Source organism: Dactylosporangium sp. NBC_01737, from assembly GCF_035963215.1.
Taxonomy (GTDB): domain Bacteria; phylum Actinomycetota; class Actinomycetes; order Mycobacteriales; family Micromonosporaceae; genus Dactylosporangium.
Genome location: NZ_CP109153.1, coordinates 11,696,354 through 11,718,780, shown reverse-complemented (window position 1 = coordinate 11,718,780; position 22,427 = coordinate 11,696,354). Strand labels below are relative to the sequence as shown.

The 22,427-nt window shown below is 71.0% G+C and carries 21 protein-coding genes and 2 pseudogenes; 17 read left to right on the top strand and 6 right to left on the bottom strand.

Annotated elements, in window-relative coordinates; translation table 11 throughout:
* Positions 1-3 precede the first annotated feature (3 nt).
* From OHA72_RS53915 to OHA72_RS53900, 4 genes and pseudogenes are all read left to right on the top strand, one after another.
* A pseudogene (locus tag OHA72_RS53915) lies at positions 4-881 on the top strand (SIS domain-containing protein).
* A gap of 73 nt (positions 882-954) precedes the next feature.
* On the top strand, positions 955-2,286 hold the full coding sequence (locus OHA72_RS53910) for an ABC transporter substrate-binding protein (RefSeq protein WP_327003877.1): 1,332 nt from the start codon (positions 955-957) through the stop codon (positions 2,284-2,286).
* The gene (locus OHA72_RS53905) at positions 2,283-3,221 is read left to right on the top strand and encodes a carbohydrate ABC transporter permease (RefSeq protein WP_327003876.1); all 939 of its coding nucleotides are present in this window, start codon (positions 2,283-2,285) and stop codon (positions 3,219-3,221) included. Before OHA72_RS53910 ends, OHA72_RS53905 begins: the two co-directional genes overlap by 4 nt.
* Positions 3,221-4,054 carry a carbohydrate ABC transporter permease gene (locus OHA72_RS53900; protein ID WP_327003875.1) on the top strand — a complete coding sequence of 278 codons (834 nt, stop codon included), beginning with the start codon at positions 3,221-3,223 and terminating at the stop codon, positions 4,052-4,054. Before OHA72_RS53905 ends, OHA72_RS53900 begins: the two co-directional genes overlap by 1 nt.
* Here OHA72_RS53900 and OHA72_RS53895 read toward each other — a convergent pair.
* Together OHA72_RS53895 and OHA72_RS53890 are read right to left on the bottom strand one after the other, a co-directional pair.
* Positions 4,035-4,214 carry a PfkB family carbohydrate kinase gene (locus tag OHA72_RS53895; RefSeq protein ID WP_327003874.1) on the bottom strand — a complete coding sequence of 60 codons (180 nt, stop codon included), beginning with the start codon at positions 4,212-4,214 and terminating at the stop codon, positions 4,035-4,037. The genes OHA72_RS53900 and OHA72_RS53895 overlap by 20 nt on opposite strands.
* 116 nt (positions 4,215-4,330) lie before the next feature.
* Positions 4,331-4,981: pseudogene (locus OHA72_RS53890) on the bottom strand (carbohydrate kinase family protein); the annotation flags it as partial.
* Between the two features lie 270 nt (positions 4,982-5,251).
* Between OHA72_RS53890 and OHA72_RS53885 the strand changes: the two are divergent.
* A complete protein-coding gene (locus tag OHA72_RS53885) occupies positions 5,252-6,028 on the top strand; it encodes an endo alpha-1,4 polygalactosaminidase (RefSeq protein WP_327011841.1) in 777 nt (258 codons plus the stop codon).
* A gap of 104 nt (positions 6,029-6,132) precedes the next feature.
* Here the strand turns inward: OHA72_RS53885 and OHA72_RS53880 are convergent, their stop codons facing one another.
* Complete coding sequence (locus tag OHA72_RS53880) at positions 6,133-6,264, bottom strand: hypothetical protein (protein WP_327003873.1); 132 nt, start codon at positions 6,262-6,264, stop codon at positions 6,133-6,135.
* A 12-nt stretch (positions 6,265-6,276) separates the two neighbouring features.
* Between OHA72_RS53880 and OHA72_RS53875 the strand changes: the two genes are divergently transcribed.
* From OHA72_RS53875 to OHA72_RS53840, 8 genes are all read left to right on the top strand, one after another.
* Positions 6,277-6,927, top strand: a complete 651-nt coding sequence (locus tag OHA72_RS53875; protein WP_327011840.1) for a TetR/AcrR family transcriptional regulator — start codon at positions 6,277-6,279, stop codon at positions 6,925-6,927.
* 107 nt (positions 6,928-7,034) lie between these two features.
* Positions 7,035-8,171 (top strand): chromate efflux transporter, encoded by a 1,137-nt coding sequence (gene chrA, locus OHA72_RS53870; protein ID WP_327003872.1) that lies wholly within the window; start codon positions 7,035-7,037, stop codon positions 8,169-8,171.
* Between the two features lie 32 nt (positions 8,172-8,203).
* Positions 8,204-8,959, top strand: coding sequence for an arsenate reductase/protein-tyrosine-phosphatase family protein (locus OHA72_RS53865; protein WP_327003871.1), 756 nt, complete (start codon positions 8,204-8,206; stop codon positions 8,957-8,959).
* The gene (locus OHA72_RS53860) at positions 8,956-9,342 is read left to right on the top strand and encodes a VOC family protein (RefSeq protein ID WP_327003870.1); all 387 of its coding nucleotides are present in this window, start codon (positions 8,956-8,958) and stop codon (positions 9,340-9,342) included. Before OHA72_RS53865 ends, OHA72_RS53860 begins: the two co-directional genes overlap by 4 nt.
* A 40-nt stretch (positions 9,343-9,382) precedes the next feature.
* A complete protein-coding gene (locus OHA72_RS53855) occupies positions 9,383-10,081 on the top strand; it encodes a hypothetical protein (protein ID WP_327003869.1) in 699 nt (232 codons plus the stop codon).
* Positions 10,078-10,431, top strand: a complete 354-nt coding sequence (locus OHA72_RS53850; protein WP_327003868.1) for a transcriptional regulator — start codon at positions 10,078-10,080, stop codon at positions 10,429-10,431. Before OHA72_RS53855 ends, OHA72_RS53850 begins: the two co-directional genes overlap by 4 nt.
* Before the next feature lie 82 nt (positions 10,432-10,513).
* Entirely contained in the window at positions 10,514-11,704 is a 1,191-nt protein-coding gene (locus tag OHA72_RS53845; RefSeq protein ID WP_327003867.1) for an alpha/beta hydrolase family protein, read from the top strand.
* Positions 11,705-11,867: 163 nt separating this feature from the next.
* Positions 11,868-12,101 carry a hypothetical protein gene (locus OHA72_RS53840; RefSeq protein ID WP_327003866.1) on the top strand — a complete coding sequence of 78 codons (234 nt, stop codon included), beginning with the start codon at positions 11,868-11,870 and terminating at the stop codon, positions 12,099-12,101.
* A gap of 30 nt (positions 12,102-12,131) precedes the next feature.
* Here OHA72_RS53840 and OHA72_RS53835 read toward each other — a convergent pair whose 3' ends face one another.
* From OHA72_RS53835 to OHA72_RS53825, 3 genes are all read right to left on the bottom strand, one after another.
* Positions 12,132-13,523, bottom strand: coding sequence for a family 43 glycosylhydrolase (locus tag OHA72_RS53835; protein ID WP_327003865.1), 1,392 nt, complete (start codon positions 13,521-13,523; stop codon positions 12,132-12,134).
* Between the two features lie 8 nt (positions 13,524-13,531).
* The gene (locus OHA72_RS53830; RefSeq protein WP_327003864.1) at positions 13,532-16,036 is read right to left on the bottom strand and encodes an alpha-L-arabinofuranosidase family protein; all 2,505 of its coding nucleotides are present in this window, start codon (positions 16,034-16,036) and stop codon (positions 13,532-13,534) included.
* A 283-nt stretch (positions 16,037-16,319) separates the two neighbouring features.
* A complete protein-coding gene (locus OHA72_RS53825) occupies positions 16,320-17,354 on the bottom strand; it encodes a LacI family DNA-binding transcriptional regulator (RefSeq protein ID WP_327003863.1) in 1,035 nt (344 codons plus the stop codon).
* Positions 17,355-17,667: 313 nt separating this feature from the next.
* On the opposite strand from OHA72_RS53825, the gene OHA72_RS53820 reads away from it, so the two are divergent.
* From OHA72_RS53820 to arfA, 4 genes are all read left to right on the top strand, one after another.
* Positions 17,668-19,020 (top strand): extracellular solute-binding protein, encoded by a 1,353-nt coding sequence (locus OHA72_RS53820; protein ID WP_327003862.1) that lies wholly within the window; start codon positions 17,668-17,670, stop codon positions 19,018-19,020.
* A gap of 65 nt (positions 19,021-19,085) precedes the next feature.
* Complete coding sequence (locus OHA72_RS53815; RefSeq protein ID WP_327003861.1) at positions 19,086-20,039, top strand: carbohydrate ABC transporter permease; 954 nt, start codon at positions 19,086-19,088, stop codon at positions 20,037-20,039.
* Complete coding sequence (locus tag OHA72_RS53810; protein ID WP_327003860.1) at positions 20,036-20,896, top strand: carbohydrate ABC transporter permease; 861 nt, start codon at positions 20,036-20,038, stop codon at positions 20,894-20,896. Before OHA72_RS53815 ends, OHA72_RS53810 begins: the two co-directional genes overlap by 4 nt.
* 13 nt (positions 20,897-20,909) lie before the next feature.
* On the top strand, positions 20,910-22,427 hold the full coding sequence (gene arfA, locus OHA72_RS53805; RefSeq protein ID WP_327003859.1) for an arabinosylfuranosidase ArfA: 1,518 nt from the start codon (positions 20,910-20,912) through the stop codon (positions 22,425-22,427).

Here is a 22,427-nt window from a genome sequence, read left to right as displayed (position 1 = left end):
TGCATGAACGACACTGCACTGGAAATCGCCAGTCAGCCGGACGTGTGGCGGCAAGGGCTCACGCTGGCCGGTGAGGCCCGCGCCGCCCTCGCCGCGCCGGGCGAGCGGACGCTCGTGCTGGGCTGCGGCACCTCCTGGTTCGTGGCGCAGAGCCTGGCCGAGCTGCGCGAGGCAGCCGGCCTCGGCGAGACCGACGCCGTGTGCGCGTCGGAGTTCGTGCCGCGCCGCCGGTACGACCGGGTCGTCGCGATCACCCGGTCCGGCACGTCGACGGAGGTGCTCGACGCGCTGCGCCGGCTGCCCGCCGGGGTGCACCGGGTGGCGGTGACGGCCGTGGACGGCGAGCCGGTCGACGACCTCACCGACACCCGCGTCCTGCTCGGCTTCGCCGACGAGCGCAGCGTCGTGCAGACCCGCTTCCCGACGACCGTGCTCGCCATGGCGCGGGCGGCGTTCGGCGAGGACCTGCGCCACCTCGTCGGCGACGGCGAGGCCGCCCTCGCCGCGCCGCTGCCGGCGGACCCGGCGGCGGTGGCCACCTCGTGTTCCTCGGCACCGGCTGGACCGTCGGGCTGGCCCACGAGGCGGCGCTCAAGGTGCGCGAGGCGGCCCAGGCGTGGTCGGAGTCCTACCCCGCGATGGACTACCGGCACGGCCCGGTCGCCGTCGCCGGGCCGCGCAGCCTCGTCTGGTCGTTCGGGGCGGTGCCCGGCGGGCTCGACGACGCCGTGCGCGGTGCCGGCGCCACGCCGTACCGCGACGACCGGGACCCGCTCGCCCAGCTCGTCCTGGCCCAGCGCTTCGCGGTCGCGCTGGCCGCGCACCGCGGCCTCGACCCCGACCATCCCCGCCTGCTCACCAGGTCGGTCGTGCTCGCCTGAACCCTCGTCCCACCCCAGTGCCCCCCGCCCGGCACCGACAGCCCTCGGCAACCCCCACTGAAGAGGTGCAGCGATGACAGTCCACACCCGAGCCATCCGACGGACCAGGCTGCTGGCCGGCGCCGCCGGCGTCGCCCTGCTGCTCGGCGCGTGCAGCAGCGGCGGCTCCAAGGCCGACGACACCAAGGACGCAGCCGACGGCTACGACCCGGCCGCCCAGGTGACCATCACCTGGTGGACCGGGCAGACCACCGAGGCGGAGGCCACGGCCGAGCAGCTCGCGGCCGAATACACCAAGGCACACCCGAACGTCACGATCAAGACCTCGACCGGCGCGTCGACCACCGACGACCTGCTCACCAAGCTGTCGGCCGGGTTCACCGGCGGCAGCTACCCCGACATCTCCTACGCCTACGGCAGCTGGGCCGGGGAGCTCGCGACCAGCGGGAAGACCCAGAACCTCGCCAAGTACGTCGCCGACCCGTCCTTCGGGTGGCAGGAGATCCCCGAGGCGGCCCGGAGCACGGCCACCTACGACGGCAAGGTCATCGGCGTCCCGGCGCTGGTGGACAACCTCGCGCTCATCTACAACCCGAAGCTCTTCGACGACGCGAAGATCCCGTACCCCACCGACCAGTGGTCGTGGGACGACTACCGGGCCGCGGCGAAGAAGCTCACGAACACGGCGCAGAACCAGTACGGCTCGGCCTACTCGGTGTCGGGCAGCGAGGACACCACCTGGCACCTGTGGCCGATGCTGTGGCAGCGGGGCGGGAAGATCCTTGAGGGCAAGAAGCCGGCGTTCAACTCCGACGCCGGGGTCGCCGCGCTGGAGCTGCTGCGGGCGATGGCGGTCGACGACAAGTCGATGTACCTCGACCAGACCGACGAGAAGTACGTGCCGCTGTTCGCCGACGGCCACATCGGCATGATCATGTCCGGCCCGTGGACGCTGCTGGACCTCAAGGAGGCCGGGCTCGAGTACGGCGTCACGCAGCTGCCCGGTCACAACGGCGACCACCAGACCGTGTCCGGTCCCGACCTGTGGGTGCTGTTCGACCACGCCGACGCCAACCGGGCCGGCGCCTCCCGCGACTTCATCAAGTGGTTGACCAGCAAGGAGACCGACGCGAAGTGGAACCTCGCGATCGGTAACCTCCCGCTGCGCTCCAGCGAGCAGGGCACCCCCGAGTTCGCCTCCTACGTCAAGGAGTACCCCGGCGGCCAGAAGTTCTTCGACAACCTGGCCAACGCCAAGCAGGCCCGCCCGACCCTCGCCGGCTACGAGGAGATGTCCCGCAACGTCGGCGACGCCATCGCCAAGGTGCTGCAGGGCGCGGCCAAGCCGAAGGAGGCCCTCGACGACGCGGCCAAGAAGTCGGTCGGGGTGTTGGAGGACTCGTGACATTCACGTTCGCGGTCCCCGCTCGCGCCGGCGCACAGAAGGCGAAGCGGCCGGCCCGGCGACCGGCGATCCGGCGGACGCTCACAGGCTGGGCGTTCGCCGGACCGGCGACGGTCATCGTCGTCGGGCTGTCGCTGTTCCCGGCCGTCTGGGCGTTCTTCATCTCCCGCACCAAGTGGAACGGCATCGCCGAACCGCAGGACATCGGCTGGCGCAACTACGAACGGCTCGCGCAGGACCCGGACCTGGCCGCGGCGGCCCAGCACACGCTGGTGCTGACCGTGCTGTTCGTGCCCGCGTCGATCATGCTCGGCCTGCTCATCGCGACCGCGCTGAACCAGCGGATCCGGCTCATCGGGTTCTATCGCACCTGCATCTTCGTGCCCTACGTCGCGTCCGCGGCGGCCACCGGCATCCTCGCCGGCTACGTGTTCAACCCGCAGTTCGGCGCGGCGAACGAGGCGCTGCGCCGGCTCGGCCTGCCCACCCAGCAGTTCCTGGAGAACCCGCGGCAGGCCCTGCTGGTCATCTGCGTCATCGCGCTGTGGGGCGAGGTCGGCTTCACCACGGTGGTGTACCTCGCGGCGCTGCAGGACGTGCCGCGGGAGCTCGTCGAGGCGGCGACGATGGACGGCGCCGGCCGATGGCGGATCTTCCTCAGCGTCACGCTGCCGCAGCTGCGCCCGGTCACGCTGTTCACCACGGTCTGGCAGAGCATCACCGCGCTGCAGCTGTTCGACCTGATCTACACCACGACCCGCGGCGGGCCGATGAACAGCACCCAGACGGTCGTCTACTACATCTACGAGCTGGCGTTCCAGACCCGGCGGCTCGGCTACGGCGCGGCCGTGGCCTATCTGCTGTTCGCGGTGACGCTGCTGCTCACCGCCCTGGTGATCTGGCGCAGCCGGCGCAGCGGCGAGGAGGCGTTCTGATGCGAGGCAAACGCTGGCTGCGGCTGCCCTTCAGCCCGTGGCACCTGCTGCTCATGCCGCTGTCGCTGCTGTTCGTGCTGCCGCTCGTGCAGATGGTGCTCACGTCGTTCATGACCGACGGGGAGATCAACCGCTTCCCGCCCCGGTTCCTGCCCAGCGGCCTGCACCTGGACGGCTACCGGCAGCTGTTCGCGCAGTCACACATCCTGCTGTGGTTCGGCAACACGGTGTTGGTCTCCGCCGTGTCCGTGGTGTCGCACCTGGTGCTGTGCTCGGCGGCGGGCTACGGCTTCGCCCGGATGCGCTTCGCCGGGCGGGGCGTCGCGTTCGTGGCGATCATCGCGACGGTGATGATCCCGATCCAGCTGCTGATGATCCCGACATACCTCATGTTCGCGCGGCTCGGCATCGTCGACACCCTCGCGGCGGCGTTCGTGCCGTGGCTCGCGTCGGCGTTCGGCATCTTCCTGATGCGGCAGTTTTTCCTGAACCTGCCGATCGAACTGGAGGAGGCGGCCCGCATCGACGGGTGCGGGGTGTGGCGCACCTTCGTCAGCATCGTGCTGCCGCTGGCCCGGCCGGCGCTGGCCACCCTCGCGGTCTTCACCCTGCTGTCGAGCTGGAACGACCTGCTGTGGCCGCTGGTCGCGATCAGCGACGACCACCGCTTCACCCTGCAGGTCGGGCTTGCCAGCTTCCAGGGTATGCGGCGCACCGAGTGGTCGCAGCTGATGGCCGGCAACGTCGTGGCGACCCTGCCGCTGATCCTGGCGTTCCTGTTCGCGCAGCGACGGTTCATCGCCACGATGACCTTCAGCGGATTGAAGGGGTGACCTCGTCGATCGTCGCCTGGGCCGCGGTGCCACCCGCGGCCCGGGTGCTCAGCGAGCCCGCCCGTGCGGCCCAGGCCACCGCCTCCGGGATGTCCCGGCCGGCCAGGCGGGCGGCCAGGAACCCGGCGTTGAAGCTGTCGCCGGCGCCGGTGGTGTCCACCACGTCGACCGGCAGCCCCGGCGCGGAGGACTCCCGCCCGGCCACCAGGCGCGGCCACCGCGGGCGCCGTCCTTGAGCACCACGGTGGTGCCGCCGGCCACCAGCCGGGCCGCGGCGCCCTCGATGGCCGCTGCCCTGTCCGGCCCGTCGGCGTCGGCGGGGTCGCCGCCGGTCACCGCGAGCAGCTCCGCCGCGTTGGGCAGGAACACGTCGGTCACCGCGAGGATCTCCGTCAGCGCCGACCACCGGCCCGTCGGGTCCCAGTTGGTGTCCAGGGACGTGGTGACTTCGCGGTGCCGGGCCCGGGCGAACACGGCGGCGAGGCCCTCGTGCAGCCGTGGCTGCAGGAACAGCGATGCCACGTGGACATGCCGGGCCGAGGCGAGCAGCTCGTCCGTGACGTCGGCGGGGGCGAGGGCCGGGATGGTGCCCGGCAGGGTCAGGATCGCCCGGTCGCCGGGGGCGGACAGGATCACGCTCAGCCCGGTCGGTGTCGCCTCCGCTTTGTGCGGCACCAGCAGCTCCACCCCGCGTTCGGCGAGCCGCTCCCGGACGAACGCGCCGAAGACGTCGTCGCCGACGGCCGCGAGCAGCCCCGTGCGCAGCCCGAGGCGGGCGCAGCCGGCCGCGGTGATCGCGGCCGAACCACCCAGCACCAGGTCGGCCGCGTCGAGCAGCTGCTCCTCCTGGCCGAACCGCGGGCGCACGTCACCGCGCAGCACCAGATCGGGGTTGGCGTCGCCGACCACGAGCACGTCGAGCCGCATCGTCACTCCTCGCTCAATGTCCGTATGGACACTAGCAGCTGGTCGATCACGCTCATACAGCTCATTTTCGGGCGGAAACAGCTATTGACAGGTGTCGTTTCGTGCAGTTGAATCGCTCGCACGACGCGATCGAGCCCAGCCGGTAGCGGAACCCCTCCCGAGTCCGGCACACAGGTCGCCAGGGTGCTGCAGCGCCCGAGGCGGGGCAGATCCCGATCCCCTCGGAGTCTTCCTGTGAGAACCGCACTGCGCCGTGTCGGCGTCCTCGTCCTGGCGGCGACCGCCGCCGTCGGCCTCGGATTCGGTAGCGGTACCGCCGATGCCGCCACCTACACACTGCCGCCGGTCAACGCCAAGTTCGACTACCAGATCGGCGCCCCCTACACGCCGCCGGCCGGCGTCCAGGTCGTCAGCCGCGACCGGACGGTCGCACCGGCGGCCGGTCTCTACAACATCTGCTACGTCAACGTGTTCCAGACCCAGCCCGACGAGATCGCGTGGTGGCAGGCGAACCACGACGACCTGCTGCTGCGCGACGGCGACGGCGAGTACGTCATCGACGGCGACTGGGGCGAGAACCTCATCGACGTCTCCACCGCGGCCAAGCGCACCGCCGTGGCGGCGATCGTCAACGGCTGGATCGACGGCTGCGCGACCAAGGGCTTCAAGGCCGTCGAGCCGGACAACATCGACTCCTACGACCGCTCCGACGGCCTGCTCACCAAGGCCAACGCGATCGCGTTGCTGAAGCTGATCGCCAAGCATGCGCACGACAAGGGCCTGGCGATCGCCCAGAAGAACACCACCGACCTGGGCACCGCAGGCAAGGCGGCCGGCCTGGACTTCGCCGTCGCCGAGGAATGCGGCCGCTACAGCGAGTGCGGCGACTACACCGCCGTCTACGGCAACAACGTCATCGCCATCGAGTACACCAAGAGCGCCTTCACGAAGGCGTGCCGCAGCCATGGCTCGGCACTTTCGATCGTGCTGCGCGACGTCAACGTGACGGCACCGGGCAGCGGCACCTACAAGTACGACGCCTGCTGACCCAGGCGTTCCAGGCGGGCGGCAGCGGCTCCGGTCAACCCGGACGCCGGTGCCGCCCGCGCCCCGCTCTCACGTCAGCGGCGGAATCGACTGGCACCGCGGGTTCACCCGTTGCGCCGGCGGGCCCACCACAGTGCCGTGGCGGCGCCCGCGAGCAGCAGCACGACCCCGGCGAAGGTCTCGGTGCCGCCGTGCGGTGCGACGTGCCCGCCGTGGGCGAGCAGGGCCGCGGTCATCGCAGGTTGAACGTGGTCGACGGGCTGCGCCGCTCCGGGGCCGCCGCGCTGTCCCTGCGCGCCGTGGCCCGCGACGTCGGCATCGCAGTGTCCGCGCTCTACCGCTACTTCCCGAGCCGCGACGAGCTGCTCACCGACCTCATCGTCGCGGCGTTCGACGCCCACGCCGACGCGGTCGAGCGGGGCGGCGCGGACGACGACGTCGCCGACGCGCTGCGCGGCGCCCTGCACGCGTACCGGGCCTGGGCGCTCGCCCATCCGGCCGAGTTCGGCCTCGCCTACGGCTCCCCCGTCCCCGGCTACGTCGCCCCGCCCGAGCGGACCGTCCGGCCCGGCACCCGCATCGGCCGGTTCGGCCTCGGCCTGCTCGCCCGCGCCCACGCCGAGGGCCGGTTCGACCCGGCCGCCCTGCGCCGCCGCGCCGCCGCCGTGTCGCCGCAGACCGCCGCGCAGCTGTCGGCGTGGTCCGCGCGGCACGACGCACACCTGCCGGTGGAGGTCCTCGCCGTCTGGCTCGACACGTACGTCCGCCTGCACGGGCTCGTGTCGATGGAGGTGTTCGGCCTGCTCCGGCCGGTCGTGCCGGACGCCGCCCCGTACGCCGCCGAGACCATCGCCGCGCTGCTGGAATGGCTGCCGCCCCTCACCCCGCGCTCCTGCTGACGGGTCCAGACGCGCCGCAGGCCCGGCCGCGAACAGCAGCGCCGGGCGGTCGGCCCGTCGGCAAACGCATCAAGATGGATTGGTGTAGTCTCCGCGGCGTGGAACCGGTGGGACTGCTTACGGTGCTCAAGGAATGGGGACGCATCGGTTGCGTCGGCTTCGGCGGGCCGCCGGCGCACATCGCCCTGCTCCGCCAGCTCTGCGTCGAGCGCCGGAAATGGTTCGACGACACCGAGTTCGAGGACGCCGTCGCGGCCTGCAACCTGCTGCCCGGCCCGGCCTCCACCCAGCTGGCGATCTTCTGCGCCTGGCGGGTCCGCGGCCGGATCGGCGCGCTCGTCGGCGGCGCCGCGTTCATCGTGCCGGGACTGATCCTCATCCTCGCCCTCGCGGTGGTGTTCCTCGCCGGCACCCCGCCGCTGTGGGTGCGCGGCGCCGGAGCGGGCGCGGGCGCCGCCGTCGCGGCAGTGGCCGTGCAGGCGGGCTCCAGCCTGGTGCCCGCGAGCTGGCGGCGCGTGTCGCAGGCCGGCGGCCGGGTGCGCTGGGCGGTGTACTTCGTCGCCGGCATCCTGGCCGCGGCGACCCTCGGCCCGTGGCTCGTCCTCGTCCTGCTCGCGTGCGGCGTGGCCGAGACGATCGCACAACGGGTGGCCCGGCCCGGCCGGGTCCTCCAGGTGCCGCTGCTGGCCGGAGCGGGGCTCGGCGGCGGCGTGCTGCTGTCGGTCGCCTGGCTCGCGCTGAAGGTGGGAGCGCTGTCATACGGCGGCGGCTTCGTGATCATCCCGTTGATGCGGGCCGACGCGGTCGAGCACTACCACTGGATGAGCGACACGCAGTTCCTCAACGCCGTGGCGCTGGGGCAGATCACCCCCGGGCCGGTGGTGCAGACGATCGCGGTGGTCGGCTACGCCGCCGCGGGCGTCGGCGGCGGCCTGCTCGCCTCGGTCGTCGCGTTCAGCCCGTCGTTCGCGTTCATCCTGCTCGGTGCGCACCGCTTCGACCGCCTCCGCGCCGACGAGCGGGTCCGGGCCTTCCTCGACGGCGCCGGCCCCGCCGCGATCGGCGCCATCCTCGGCTCCGCGATCCTCCTCGCCGCCGCGCTGAAGCAGCCGTGGCAGTACGCCGTCCTCGCCTGCGCCGCGGTCCTGCTGCTGCCGCTGCGCCGCGGCGTCGTGCCGACCCTGCTCGGCGCCGGCGCCGTCGGTGTCGTCATCGCCCTTGCAGGTGGACCGCTGCCACAATAATCGATCAAATGAATTTGATGTAAACTCGGGACATGGAATCACCGCCCGCCGTGCTGCGCCTGGCCGGGCACCCCGTGCGCTGGCAGCTGCTGCGTGAGCTGGCACGCAGCGACCGGCAGGTCTACGAGCTGGTGGAGCTGACCGGCCAGCGGCAGAGCCTGACGTCCTACCATCTCGGCCAGTTGCGCGAGGGTGGCCTCGTCACCATGCGCCGCAGCTCCGCGGACCGGCGCGACACCTATTACAGCCTCGATCTCGCCGCATACCGCGATCAGCTCGCCGGCGCCGGCACCGCGCTGCACCCGGGTCTCCAGCTGGTCCCGGCGGCGCCGCACCCGCCGGCAGCGGCGCCGGGCCGGCGCCGACCGGTCCGGGTGCTGTTCCTGTGCACGGGCAACAGCTCCCGATCCCAGATGGCCGAGGCGCTCCTGGAGCGGCAGGGCGGCGCCCGGGTCGTGGCCGCCAGCGCCGGCAGCCACCCCAAACCCGTGCACCCCAACGCCGTGCGCGCGATGCGGGCCGGCGGCATCGACATCGGCGGCCGCCACCCCAAGCACCTCGACGTGTTCGCCGGCCAGCGGTTCGACCACGTGATCAGCCTCTGCGACCGCGTCCGGGAGGTGTGCCCGCAGTTTCCGGGCGCTCCCGCGGTGGCGCACTGGAGCATGCCCGACCCGGCGGCGGAGCCCGGCTACGCGCCGTTCGTGCGGGCCGCGGAGGAGCTCAGGACGCGCATCACCTTCCTGATGCACGCCATCGACACCACCACCACAAGGAGCGAGCGATGACCGACCTCGAAGCTATGGTCAATGTCCGGTACATGGTCGACGACGTCGACGCCGCCGTCGAGTTCTACACCACGCACCTCGGGTTCACCCTCAGGACCAGCGCGGCCCCGGCGTTCGCCGACGTCGTGCGCGGCGGCCTGCGCCTCCTGCTGAGCGGGCCGGCCAGCTCCGCGGGCCGCCCGATGCCGGACGGCGCCACGCCGGTGCCCGGCGGGTGGAACCGGATCCACCTCATTGTCGACGACATCGCGACCGAGGTGACCCGCCTGCGCGCGGCCGGCCTCACGTTCCGCAACGAGATCGTCAGTGGCCCCGGCGGCCGGCAGATCCTGCTGGAGGACCCGTCCGGCAACGTCGTCGAACTTTTCCAGCCCGCCCGCTGAAGCACTGGCGCCAATTGGTTTGTTATGGAAACCTGTTGGCATGACTTCCGATTCGGTTCCTGCCGGCGGTGACCCACGCCGGCTCCTCGCCGACGCGCGCAACCTTGCGCGCCGGGTCCGTTTTGCCCAGCGGGTGACGTGGTTGCCGCTGCTGGTGCTGGGGGTGGTGACGTTCGGGGCGATCCCGTTCTACCTGCTCCTTCAGGGACAGGTCAGTGACTGCCGGCCCGTCGAGGGCGGCGAGATCTGCAAGGTGTGGTTCCCGGCCGAGTTCTACTGGCTGGGGGCCCTCGTGCTGGCGTACGTGGTGATCGCGGCCGGCTACCTGCGGGTGGCCCGGGCTCGGGGAGTGGACGCCCGGGTGCTGCCGTACGCGCTCACCGGTGCCGTGATCGCGCTGCTGCTGTTCGCGGCCGTCATGGCCGGCGCGGGGAAGTGGATCGTCCCGGACGAGCAGGCCCTGCTGCGCCCGTCCGCCTTCGCCCAGTTCATGTTCCGGCTGCTCGCCCCGGCCGGCGGGATCGGGCTGGCCCTGCTGGTGCTGGCCTGGCTGGAGCGGCACGTCGCACTGCTGCTGTTCACCCTCGTGTACCTTGCGGTGGTGCTGGTGCCGATCGACTTCGGCTGGACGATGATGAGCCAGTGGCAGTTCGTGCCGATGCTGGTCATCGGCGGCAGCGTGCTGCTGCTGGGCAGCGCGGGATTCGCGCTGGCACAACGCCTGCGGGGACCCCGGTGACCGGCGCCGACATCCCGCCGCCGGAGGAGCCCGAATCCCCGCACCCGGTCACCGGGCTCGACGACGTCGTGCACCAGCGGGTCCGGCTCGGCATCCTCACCATCGCGCACGAGGCCCGACGGGTGGAGTTCGGGTTCCTGCGCACCCAGCTGGAGCTGACCGCCGGCAATCTCTCCCAGCACCTCGGCGTGCTGGAGACCGCGGGCCTGGTCGAGGTCGAGAAGGGCTACGCCGGCAAGCGCGGCCGGACCTGGATCAGCCTGACCGCGGCCGGCAACACCGCGCTCGCCCAGGAGATCGCGCGACTCAAGCTGCTCATCGCCCGCGTCGAGACGACGAACGGGCAGTAGCACCAGACCATCCCTGCGCACGGCGGCCGGCACCCCGACGGTGACCGGCGGCCCTGTGCTGCCCGAAACCAGAGGAGGCCCCATGACCAGCACCCCGTCGATCGGCCGGGCACACCTGTCCCGCCGTGGCGTCATCACGGCCGCGCTCGCCGCCGGCCTCACCGTGCCGTTCGGCCTTCCAGGCCGGGCAGGGGCGGCCGCCGCCCCGAGGCTCGTCCTGCCCGCGCCGACCGGGCCCTTCCCCGTCGGCACGGTCGCGCTGCACCTCGTCGACCGCTCCCGGCCCGACCCCGTCGCCGGTTCGGGCCACCACCGTGAGCTGATGGTCAGCGTCTGGTACCCGGCCCGCGACGTGGCCCGGTTCCCGCGGGCGCCCTGGCTGGCCGACGCGGCCGTGCGCGCCCTGCTGGCGGAGAACGGGTTCCCGCCCGATGCGGTGTCGACGGCGTTCACGGACGGGCACGTGGGTGCGCCGGTGCGGCGGGCGGGCGAGCGGCTGCCGGTCGTGGTGTTCTCGCACGGCGCGCACGGCCACCGCGCCGAGTACACGATCGTGGTGCAGGAACTGGCCAGCCACGGGTACGTGGTGGTCACCGTGGATCACACCTACGACGCGTTCACGGTGTTCCCGGACGGCCGGCTCCTCGAACCGCTCCGGGACGGAGACTTCTTCCTCGGCGCCCGGGACTTCGCCGCCGACATCCCGTTCGTCCTGGACTGCATCGAGGACCTCGCCGCCGGCCGGAACCCCGACGCCGGGCACCGGCCGCTTCCGGCCGGGCTGCGCGGCGCCCCGGACCCCCACCGCATCGGCATGTTCGGCTGGTCGAAGGGGGCGACGGCCACCGCCTGGACCATGCTGGAGGATCGGCGGGTGCACGCCGGGCTGGGCATCGACGGCCCGATGGAGCCGCTCATCGAGACCGACCTCGACCGGCCCTTCATGATGATGACCGCCGAATACACCCGGGAGACCGAGCCGGTCGCCCAGGCATGGTCGCACCTGACCGGGTGGAGGCTCAACATCCAGGCCGACGGCGCGGGTCACCGTTCCTACTGCGACTACCAGGTGATCGTGCGGCAGCTGGCGGCCGCGGTCGGGATGAGCGACGAGGAGCTGCTGGAATGGATCGGCCCCCTCGAGCAGGCCCGAGGGGTGCGTATCCAGCAGGCGTATCCGCTGGCCTTCTTCGACCTGCACCTGCGCCACCGCCGGCAGCGTCTCCTCGAGGGCCCGTCCCGCGCTTTCCCCGAGGTTCGATACATCCCATGACGTTCGTGTCGGTGCCGTCGCCGAGGTGCCGGATGGCCTACGGTTCGGTGTCGTTGCCGGCCGTCGGGGTGCCGGCCTGACCGGACGGGTGGATCGAATGACGGGGACCACAGCAGTGCCGGGGCCGCGGGACCGCCGCGCCACCGGATGCACCGTGGAGTTCATGATCGACGGCGTGCCCGGCGCGATGAGCACCGGCCACGGTCCCGACGGCGGGCTGCGCCGGGTCGACCTGCGGGCCGGCGTGCACGGATCGGAGCTGGCCGGCCTGGCCGACGCCCTGGCCACCGCGATCACGCTCGGCCTGCAGCACGGCGCGCCGCCGTCGGCGTACACCGACGCCCTGCGCCACCTCGAAGTGGATGCGCTCGTCGAGGCCCTGGCCATCGGCGAGTGAGTGGGGTGCCCCATACCCGGGGCACCCCACTCAGCCGAGCAGGAAGGTCGTCTCCCGGCCCACCGTGACGATGCCGCGCTCGTGGCGCAGGAACGTCCCGGGTGCGGCGGCGACCTCCAGCGTCACGCCCTTGCCCCGGGACCGGCGGTGGAAGGCGGTGCCCGGCCCCAGCTCGATGCGGACCGCGGCGCCCGCGACTGTCACGGACCGGTCCGGGAAGTTCACCGACCGCAGCACCTCCGTGCCGTCGGCGCCGGCCACGAACCGGAACTGGCTGTCCGCCAGCTCCCGCACGTCGGCGTCGACGCGCAGCAGGAACGCGGCGTGGCGGACGAACCCGTGCGGCGCGTCGGCGGGGGAGAGCCGCACGATCGGCCCGCCCTTGCCGACCGGCACGCCGAACAGCGGGGTACCGTCGCGGTGCCAGTACAGCTGCTGCACCCGCGTGTGCCGGTTCGGGTCGTACAGCGGGTCGCCGACGATGTTGCGGTAGTCGCGGGCGTGGTAGACCAGCAGGTCGGTGACGCCGTCCTCGGCGACGGTGAAGCAGTTGTGGCCGGGACCCCACTGTTTCGTCTGCTCGTCCGACACGAACACCGGGTCGGGGGTCTTCGTCCACGACGCGCGGTCCAGCAGGTCCGCGTCCGCGCCCGCGGTGAGCAGGCCCATGCAGTAGCGGGAATCGGTGGCGCTGGCGGAGAACGTCACGAAGACCCGCCCGTTGCGCACGATCACCGCGGGGCCCTCGTTGACCCGGAACCCCTGGATCTCCCAGCTGCGGGTCGGGGTGGCGATGCGGGTGGGCTTCGTGGCGAGGGCGAACGGCGAGGCCATCTCGGCGATGTACAGGCTGGTGTTGACCGCGATCTCCGGCTCGCTCTGCGCCCACACCAGGTACCGCTTGCGGCGGTGCTCGAACGTGGTGGCGTCCAGCGAGAAGCCGTCCCACTCGGTCTCGATCTTCCCGCGCAGCGTCCAGCCGGACGGGTCCCGCGGGTCGGCGAGCGCGGACTCCAGCACGTACATCCTGACGCGGAACACGTCGTCGGAGTCGCCGGCGGCGAAGTAGATGTACCAGCGGCCGTCGATGCGGTGCAGCTCCGGCGCCCAGATGTGCCCGGCCATCTGCCCGGTCGCGGGCCGTCGCCAGATCACGGTCTCCGTGGCCGTCGACAGCCCCTCGATCGTCGCTGCGCCGCGCACCACGATCCGGTCGTACTCCGGCACCGACCCGGTGAAGTAGTACATGCCGCGCACCGGATGGGTGATGAACGGGTCGGCCCGCTGCTCGATCAGCGGATTCAACGTCGGGACCGGCGCCTGCGAGCGCTCGGCGCGGGCGGAGGAGCTCAGGCCCGCGACGGCGCCGGCCGCGGCCAGGCCGCCCACCATCACGGTCCGCCGGCTGATCTGATACGACATGACGGCCCCTACCTGGTCCGGATCCGGATGAACGTGACGGAGTTCGGCGCGAACGTGTGGGTGAAGTTCGACGACACCCGCTGCAGCGTGGAGGTGACGGGCTGGATCGGCTCGGCGGAGCGGGTGTTCTGCTCGCCGGGGTCGCCGCTCAGGACGGTCATCTGCGCGGTGGTGCGCACCTTGCGCCCGCCCAGATCGAGCTTCGTGACGGCCGGGGTGTCCTGGGCGTTGACGACCTTCACGATGAGGTCGCCGGTCGCCTGGTCCTGGGTCACGACCTGGGCGAACGGCTCGGCGACCTTGTCGTCGTCGAACCCGCCCCACAGCTCGCCGTTGAGGTACAGCTTGACGCTGGTGCCCCGAACCTCGATCTTGACGTCGTACGTGACGCCGGTGGCGATCGTGTTCGGCTTGGAGATGACCATCTCCTTACCGCCGCCGGCACCCTTCTGGATGGCGCCGAGGGTGTTGTTCCAGCCGCCGAGGTTCCACCAGTACAGCTCGCCCGACTCCTGCACGCCGAAGGCGACCAGGAACCCTTCGGCGCCGGCCTGCTTCGTGGCCTTGAGGGTGTAGTCGTAGTCGGTCGCGGTGATGTTGCCGGCCTTGATCAGGGTGTCCAGCGCCGCGGTGTCCGTCTGCCGGAACGCGCCGTCGACGACCGACCAGGCGCCGCGCGGCTCCACCGGCGTCCACTGCCCGGACCCGCCCGAGAAGTCGTCGCTGAACAGCACGGTGCCGTCGGGTGCGGTGACCTTGACGTCGTCGTACGTCGCGGCGGTCGCCCACGTGGACAGCCCGAGCGCGCCGGTGATCGGCCTGGGCTGGGCCAGTTTCCCGGTCGTCCTGCTCGGCACGACCCGGTCGCCGACGTTGTTCATGAACAGCTTCTGCATCTGGTAGCTGGTGGTGCCCCACGACTCGTCGTTGTCGAACCAGATCATGTCCGGCCGCCACTGCACGTGGTCGATGTTGGCCAGCAGCGGCGCGTAGGAGGCCATCTTGACGACGTCGGCGTTGCGCTCCAGGCCCGTCATGTAGGCGGCCTCGGCGAGCGCGTTGAAGTGCTTGTTGTCCAGCGAGGCGTACTCGCCGAGGAAGACCTTCGGGCCGTTGCGGTCGTAGGCGTCGTAGCGCTTGTTGTTCTGCAGGAACCAGGTGGGGCTGTTGTAGTAGTGCTCGTCGACCATGTCGACGCCGGCCTCACGGTTGTAGCGCCACAGCAGGTCGAAGACGAACCCCTGGTCGTCGGGGCCGGAGTTGCTGATCACCGTGATGTCCGGGTACTTCGCCTTGATGGCGGCCCGGAACCTGGTGAAGTTCGCGAAGTACTCGTTGGGCAGGTTCTCCTCGTTGCCGACCGCGACGCGGCTGAGGTGGAACGGCGCGGGGTGTCCCATGTCGGCGCGCATCTTGCCCCAGGTCGAGTCGGCCGGTCCGTTGGCGAACTCGATGAGGTCCAGGGTGTCCTGGATGTGCCGCTGCAGCAGCGCCTCGTCGACGGTGGCGCGGTTCTGCCCGCAGCCGGTCACCAGCGCGGGCACCACCGGCAGCGGCATCGCGCCGATGTCCTCGGAGAACTGGAAGTACTCGAAGTAGCCCAGGCCGTAGCTCTGGTTGTAGCCCCAGAAGTTCGCGTTCGCCGCGCGGGTCTCGACCGGGCCGACGGTGTCCTTCCACTGGTACGCGCGGGCCCGCGGGAAGTTCGACGCGGCGTCGTAGCCGTACATGCTGCCGGTGTTGACCAGGCAGCCGCCGGGGAACCGCACGAAGCCCGGGTGCAGCGCGGCGACCTTGTCCGCGAGGTCCTTGCGCAGCCCGTTGGCGCGGCCCTTGAACGTGTCGCGGGGGAACAGCGAGATCTCGTCGAGGCGCAGGGTGCCCGCGCCGTCGGCCCGCACGGACAGCCGGCCGGCGTCCGTCGTGCGTGTGGCGGTCAGGGTCGCGGTGTACTTCTTCCAGCCGTCGCCCTGGACGCTGAACGTGACCTGGCTGCTGAGGCCGGCGTCGAGCCCGACGGTCAGCGGGGTCGGGCCGGCCGCGTCGCTGCGGGCCCAGACCGAGAAGTCGTAGGTGGCGCCGGCCCTGACCGCGAAGCCCCGGTTGTAGCCGGCGTTGGTGAGCGTGAACGGCGCACCGGCGAGCGCGGCCTTCAGGTAGGTGCGGTTGCGCTCGTTGAGCCGGCCGTCGTCGTTGGCCGCGGTCGCCGTCGCACCGGCGGCGGTCCAGGCGGTGAGGCCGGTGTAGGAGCCGTTGTCGGCGGGCAGGAACTCGAACGAGCGGTTGCGCACCAGCTCGCCGTAGAGGCCGCCGTCGGCGGCGAAGTTGATGTCCTCGAAGAAGACGCCGTACATGCTGTCGTCGATCGCCGCGCCCGTGGCGGCCGGGTCGACGGTGATCGTGTAGTCCGGCTGGACCACCGGCGGCGTGGCGACCGCGGGCGTCACCCCGGCGAGCGACGCGACGAACAGCGTCGCCGCCGTCAGTCCGATCTTGGCGCGGGGAAGGGACATCCGTGTCCTCCATTACCGGAACGTGAGCGCTAACATGCCGCGCACGCGTTGACTCTGCAAGATTTCATTACAGTTGCAGTCGTGTTATGTGAGCGCTAACGAGCGTCGAGTATCGTCGATGCCGCTATCACGGTCAACCCTCCGCCGAATCCCGCCGGGGAGCATGGCGTTGACATTCGTGGATACCGTCGGCGCATGGCGGACGAGGCCTGGGGGCGTCGTGGCGGTCGTGGCGAGCTGGTTCGTCGAGAGCCGCGGGGTCGAGTGGGTCTGACGCCCGCGGTCAGGTTCCGGGCGCGCCGGCGCGCCCCAGGGTGCTCTGCCGGGCGATCAGCCGGTGGCCGGCCCGCAGCTCGACCCCCGGTACCCCGCCGGAGCTGGCGATCCGCATGACGAGCCGCTCGACGGCGAGCTGGGCGATGGCGTTCTTGTCGGGCGAGATCGTGCTGATCGTGGGGTGGCTGTAGCGCCCGTCCTCGATGTCGTCGTAGCCGATGATGGCGACGTCCTCCGGCACCCGCAGGCCGCGCTCCAGCAGCGTGTAGACCGCGCCCGAGGCGACCAGGTCGCTGTAGCAGAACACCGCGTCCGGCGGATCGGGCCGGTCCAGCAGGGTCGCCATCGCCGTGGCGCCGTCGATCCGGTTGAAGCGGGCGGTGCCGATGATCAGGGACTCGTCGACCGGGAGCCCCGCGGCCGCGTGCGCCGCGTGGAACCCCTTCGTGCGCAGCTGGGCGGCCTCACCGGTGGGGTAGGGCTGGTCGCCGATCGCGGCGATCCGGCGGCGCCCGAGGTCGATGAGGTGGCGCACGGCGTCGGTGGACGCGGCCACGTCGTCGATGCCGACGTGGTCGAAGGTGCCGTCCGAGGTCCGCTCGCCGAGGATGACCAGCGGGAGGTCGGGGTCGCGCACGGCGAGGTCCGCCTGGGACAGCCCGAGCGGGCTCATGATCATCCCGTCGAACAGGAACCTGCGGGAGGCCCGCCCGATCAGGTCGCCCTCGTGCGCCCGGTCGCCGTCGGTCTGGTCGACGAGCACGTTGTAGCCGACCTTGCGCGCCGCCGGGATGATCGCCTGGAGCAGCTCGGCGAAGTACGCGGTGTCGAGGTAGGGCACCACCACCAGGATCTGCCCGGAGCGGCCCGTGGCCAGGTTGCGGGCCAGCACGTTCGGGCGGTACCCGAGCTGGGCGATGGCGCGTTCGACCTTCTCGCGGGTGGCGTCGGTGACCCGCGCATAGCCGTTGACCACGTTCGACACCGTGCGGGGCGAGACGCCCGCCAGGTCAGCGACATCACGCAGCGTAGTTTCCGGCATGGATCACCCTTCCCGAAGTCGTGCGTGAAGATCGCTCACGGTCGCATCGTATTTCCGTGAGGTTGCCTCTTGCCAGGGCCGAAGGGTCGAGGCATAGTCCTTTGCAGCGCTGCAATCCGTCATACACCCCAGAACGCTGCTCCGTGGCGAGGCACATCCACCCCCGACACCATGCGCCGCCCCGCACCCCGCCGGCCGAACGTGCGTCACGTTCGGTGATCGGCGCCTGCGCAAAACCCGGCCGGACGACGACGCCGAGGATGCCGCAGGCGCAGTGACCGCCGGCGCGTGAGCTGACCAGGAGGCCAGAAGAATGCGCTTCAGGAAGAGTTTCTCCGTCATGACCACCGGCTGCCTGGCCGTCGTGCTCGGCCTGTCCGCCTGCGGCGGCGATGACGCGACGCAGGCGAAGCCGACCAACTGCACCAACAAGATCGTCCATGAGGACGCCGCGCGGGTCCTCGTCTGGGCCTGGTACCCGAACATGGCCAAGGTCGTGGACAACTTCAACAACGGGCACACCGACGTCCAGGTGTGCTGGACGAACGCGGGCCAGGGCCAGCCCGAGTACGAGAAGTTCCAGACCGCGATCTCGGCGAAGAAGGGCGCACCCGACGTCATCATGCTCGAGGCCGACCAGCTGGTCGGCTTCGAGATCCAGGGTGCGCTGGTGGACCTGTCGCAGTTCGGCGCCAACGACGTGAAGCAGAACTTCAGCGACGGCGCCTGGAAGGACGTCTCGCAGGGCGCCGCGGTCTACGCGATCCCCGTCGACGGCGGCCCGATGGCGCTGATCTACCGCACCGACGTCTTCGAGAAGTACGGCATCACCGCGCCGCCGAAGACCTGGGCCGAGTACGCCGAGGCGGCCGCGAAGGTGAAGGCGGCGGGCGGCCCGGTCTTCGGCGACTTCGGCAGCAACGTGCCGGCCGTGACCACCGCGCTCATGATCCAGAAGGGTGCGCAGCCCTTCGTCTACGACCTTGCCGACAAGCAGAACATCACCGTCAAGCTCGACGACCAGGCCACCAAGGACGTGCTGAACTACTGGGGCGATCTGGCGGCCAAGGGCCTGGTCGGCAAGGAGGACCAGTTCACCACCGACTACATCACCGGCATGGTCGGCGGCAAGTATGCGACCTACGTGTCGGCGGCGTGGGCGCCCGGCTACCTCAGCGGCGCCGGTGTCGGCAGCGGCAACGAGAAAGGCAAGTTCGCGGTGGCCCCGCTGCCGCAGTGGGACGCCGCGAACCCGGTCTCGGTGAACTGGGGCGGCTCCGCCTTCGCGGTGACCAACCAGGCCCGCGACAAGAAGGCGGCCGCCACGGTCGCCATCGGCCTCTACGCCGACGAGGCATCCCTCACCGACGGCTGGAAGACGCAGACCATCTTCCCGCTCAACCAGAACGTGCTGAAGTCCGACGCGTTCGTCAACGCCAGGACCGAGTTCTTCAACGGGCAGACGGCCAACAAGGACATCTACGTCCCGGCCGAGAACGCGTACAAGGGTGCCGTCTACAGTCCGTTCACCGTGTACTACTACGCCCAGCTGCAGGCCCAGATCGTGAAGATCAACGCCGGGCAGACGACCGGCGCGCAGGCCGCCACCGACCTGCACAACCAGATCGTCCAGTACGCCAAGAGCCAGGGCTTCACGGTGCGCTGACGCGGACCCCGGGCGGCCGCCTCGGCCGCGGCCGCCCGGACCGCACGCTCGAAAGGAGACGTGACATGGCCGTCCAGGCCGGGCCGGCGGTGCCGGGCGCTGTCCTGCCCTATCCGCCCGCCGCAGCGCCGTCCCGCCGCCGCCCCGCCCGCCGCGGTGCGGCCGGCTGGTTGTTCATCGCCCCGTTCCTGGTGGTGTTCGCGGGCTTCCTGGTCGCGCCGCTGCTGTACGCGGGCTACCTCAGCCTCTACACCAAGGGCCTGGCGACCGGCACCACCTTCGCCGGCGTCGACAACTACACCCGCGCCTTCAACGACCCGTCGTTCCGCAAGGGACTGTGGCTGGTGGTGCGGTTCAGTCTCGTCGTCATCCCGCTGCAGATGATCGTGGCGCTGGTCGCGGCGCTGGTCCTGGACGAGGTCACCGGCCGCCTGGCCCGCTTCTCCCGGCTGATGATCTTCCTGCCGTACTCGATCCCGGCCGTCCTCGGCGCGCTCATGTGGGGCTTCCTCTACAGTCCCAGCTTCGGGCCGGTCGAGCAGATCGCGTCGGCGTTCGACGTGCAGGCGCCGTTCCTGCTCAGCCAGGGCAACATCTTCTCCGGCCTGCTCAACGTGGTCACCTGGCAGTGGTCCGGCTACTACATGATCATCATCTACGCCGCGCTGCGCAGCATCGACCCCGCGATCTACGAGGCGGCCCGCATCGACGGCGCCGGCCCGCGGCACATCGCGCTGCGGATCAAGGTCCCGATGGTGTCCTCGGCACTCATCCTCATCCTGGTCTTCGCGCTGATCGGCACCCTGCAGTTCTTCGCCGAGCCGCAGATCCTCGCCCCGATCGCCAACGGCTCGGTCACGCCCGACTTCACCCCCAACATCTACGCGTTCAACCTCGCGTTCCGGTACGCACAGTTCAACTACGCATCCGCGATCTCGTTCTCGCTCGGCTTCGTCGTGTTCGTCGCGGTCGCGATCTTCCTCATCGTCACCCGCAAGCGAGGGAGCATGTTCACATGAACGACGTGCGGCGCAGACCCCGCCACGTCGGGGCCAAACTGCTGTTGCTCGCGCTGGTCGGGTACTTCCTCGTCCCCGTGTGGTGGCTGCTCGTGGCGAGCACCAAGAACGCCGAGGGCCTGTTCTCCGGATCCGGCGCGCTGTGGTTCTCCGGGTTCCACCTGTTCGACAACCTGTCGGACCTGTTCACCTACAACAACGGCGAATACCTGCGCTGGCTGGGCAACTCCGCGCTGTACGCGTTCGCCGGCGGCATCGGCTGTACGATCATCTCGGTGCTGGCAGGCTACGGCTTCGCGAAGTTCAGCTTCCGCGGCCGCAACACGGTCTTCGCGCTGGTGCTGGGCTCCGTGATGGTGCCGCTCACGGCGCTGGTCATCCCGACGTTCGTGATGATGTCCAACGCCGGGCTCACCGACACGATCTGGGCGGTGATCCTGCCGTCGCTGCTCAGCCCATTCGCCGTGTACCTGATGCGGGTCTACGCCTCGGCGTCGGTGCCCGACGAGCTGCTCGACGCGGCCCGCATCGACGGCGCCGGCGAGCTGCGCACCTTCGTGCGGGTCGCGCTGCCGCTCATGCGGCCCGGCGTCGTCACCGTGCTGCTGCTGTCGGTCGTGTCAACCTGGAACAACTACTTCCTGCCCCTGACCATGCTGTCCAGCTCGAAGCTCTACCCGCTCACCGTCGGCATCGGCCTGTGGGAGCAGCTCGCCAGCTCCAACAACGGCGGCGGGCAGTCCCTGTGGAACCTCATCATCGTCGGCTCGCTCGTTTCGATCATCCCGCTGGTCGTCGCCTTCCTCACCCTGCAGAAGTACTGGCAGGACGGGTTGGCGGCGGGCAGCCTCAAATGACCCTGGGAGACCTGTGCACCCCGCATCACTCGGCCTCGATCCCGCCCGTACCGTCGCGCCGGTCTCCCGGCGTACCTTCGGCTCGTTCGTCGAACACATGGGCCGGTGCGTCTACACCGGCATCTACGAGCCGACGCACCCCACCGCCGACGCCGACGGCTTCCGCCAGGACGTGCTGGCGCTGACCCGCGAGCTCGGCGTCACGCTGGTGCGCTACCCCGGCGGCAACTTCGTCTCCGGCTACCGCTGGGAGGACGGCGTCGGACCCGTCGCGGACCGGCCCGTCCGCCGCGACCTCGCCTGGCACAGCCTGGAGACCAACGAGGTCGGCATCGACGAGTTCATGCGCTGGGCCGACAAGGCAGGCGTCGAGGTCATGTACGCCCTGAACCTCGGCACCCGCGGCGTCGAGGCGGCCCTGGACGTGCACGAGTACCTCAACCACCCCGACCGCACCCGCCTCGCCGAGCTGCGCAGGACCAACGGCACCGACAAGCCCTACGGGATCCGGATGTTCTGCCTCGGCAACGAGATGGACGGCCCCTGGCAGACCGGTCACAAGACCGCCCACGAGTACGGCCGGCTCGCCGTCGAGACCGCCCGGGCGCTGCGCGCCGCCGAACCGGACCTGGAGCTCATCGCCTGCGGCAGCTCCGGCTCGTCGATGCCGACGTTCGCGGCCTGGGAGGCCGAGGTCCTCGAGCACGCCTACGAGGCCGTCGACTACATCTCGGCGCATGCCTACTACGAGCCCGTCGACGGCGACATCGGCAGCTTCCTCGCCTCCGCCGTCGACATGGACCATTTCGTCAACAGCGTCGTGGCCACCGCGGACAGCGTCGGGGCGAGACTCAAGAGCAGCAAGCGCCTGCAGATCTCCTTCGACGAGTGGAACGTCTGGTACCTCCGGGAGTTCCAGGCCCGCCAGGAGACCGCGTCCACCGAATGGCCGATCGCGCCCCGGGTCATCGAGGACTGCTACAACGTCACCGACGCCGTGGTCGTCGGCGGCCTGCTCATCTCGCTGCTGCGGCACAGCGACCGGGTCACCGCCGCCTGCCAGGCCCAGCTGGTCAACGTGATCGCCCCGATCCGCACCGAACCGGGCGGCCCCGCGTGGCGGCAGACCATCTTCCACCCGTTCGCCCTCACCGCCCGCCTCGCCCAGGGCAACGTGCTGCGGGTCGAGCTGCAGGCACCGACGTACCACACGAAACGCTTCGGCGAGGTCCCGCTGCTCGACGCGGTCGCCACCCACGACCCTGCCGGCGGCGACGTGACCGTCTTCGTGGTGAACCGCCACCAGACCGACGCCGTCCCGCTCTCGGTGCCGCTGTCCGCCTTCGGTACGCCGCTGCGGGTCGCCGAGGCATGGACCCTCGCCGACGCGGACCTGAGCGCCACCAACACCGCCGCGGACCCGGACCGCGTCGTCCCGCACCCGGCCGGCGACGTCTCCATGGCCGACGGCGTCCTGCACGCCACGCTGCCCGCGGTGTCGTGGACCGCGATCCGGCTCACCCGCGGGTAG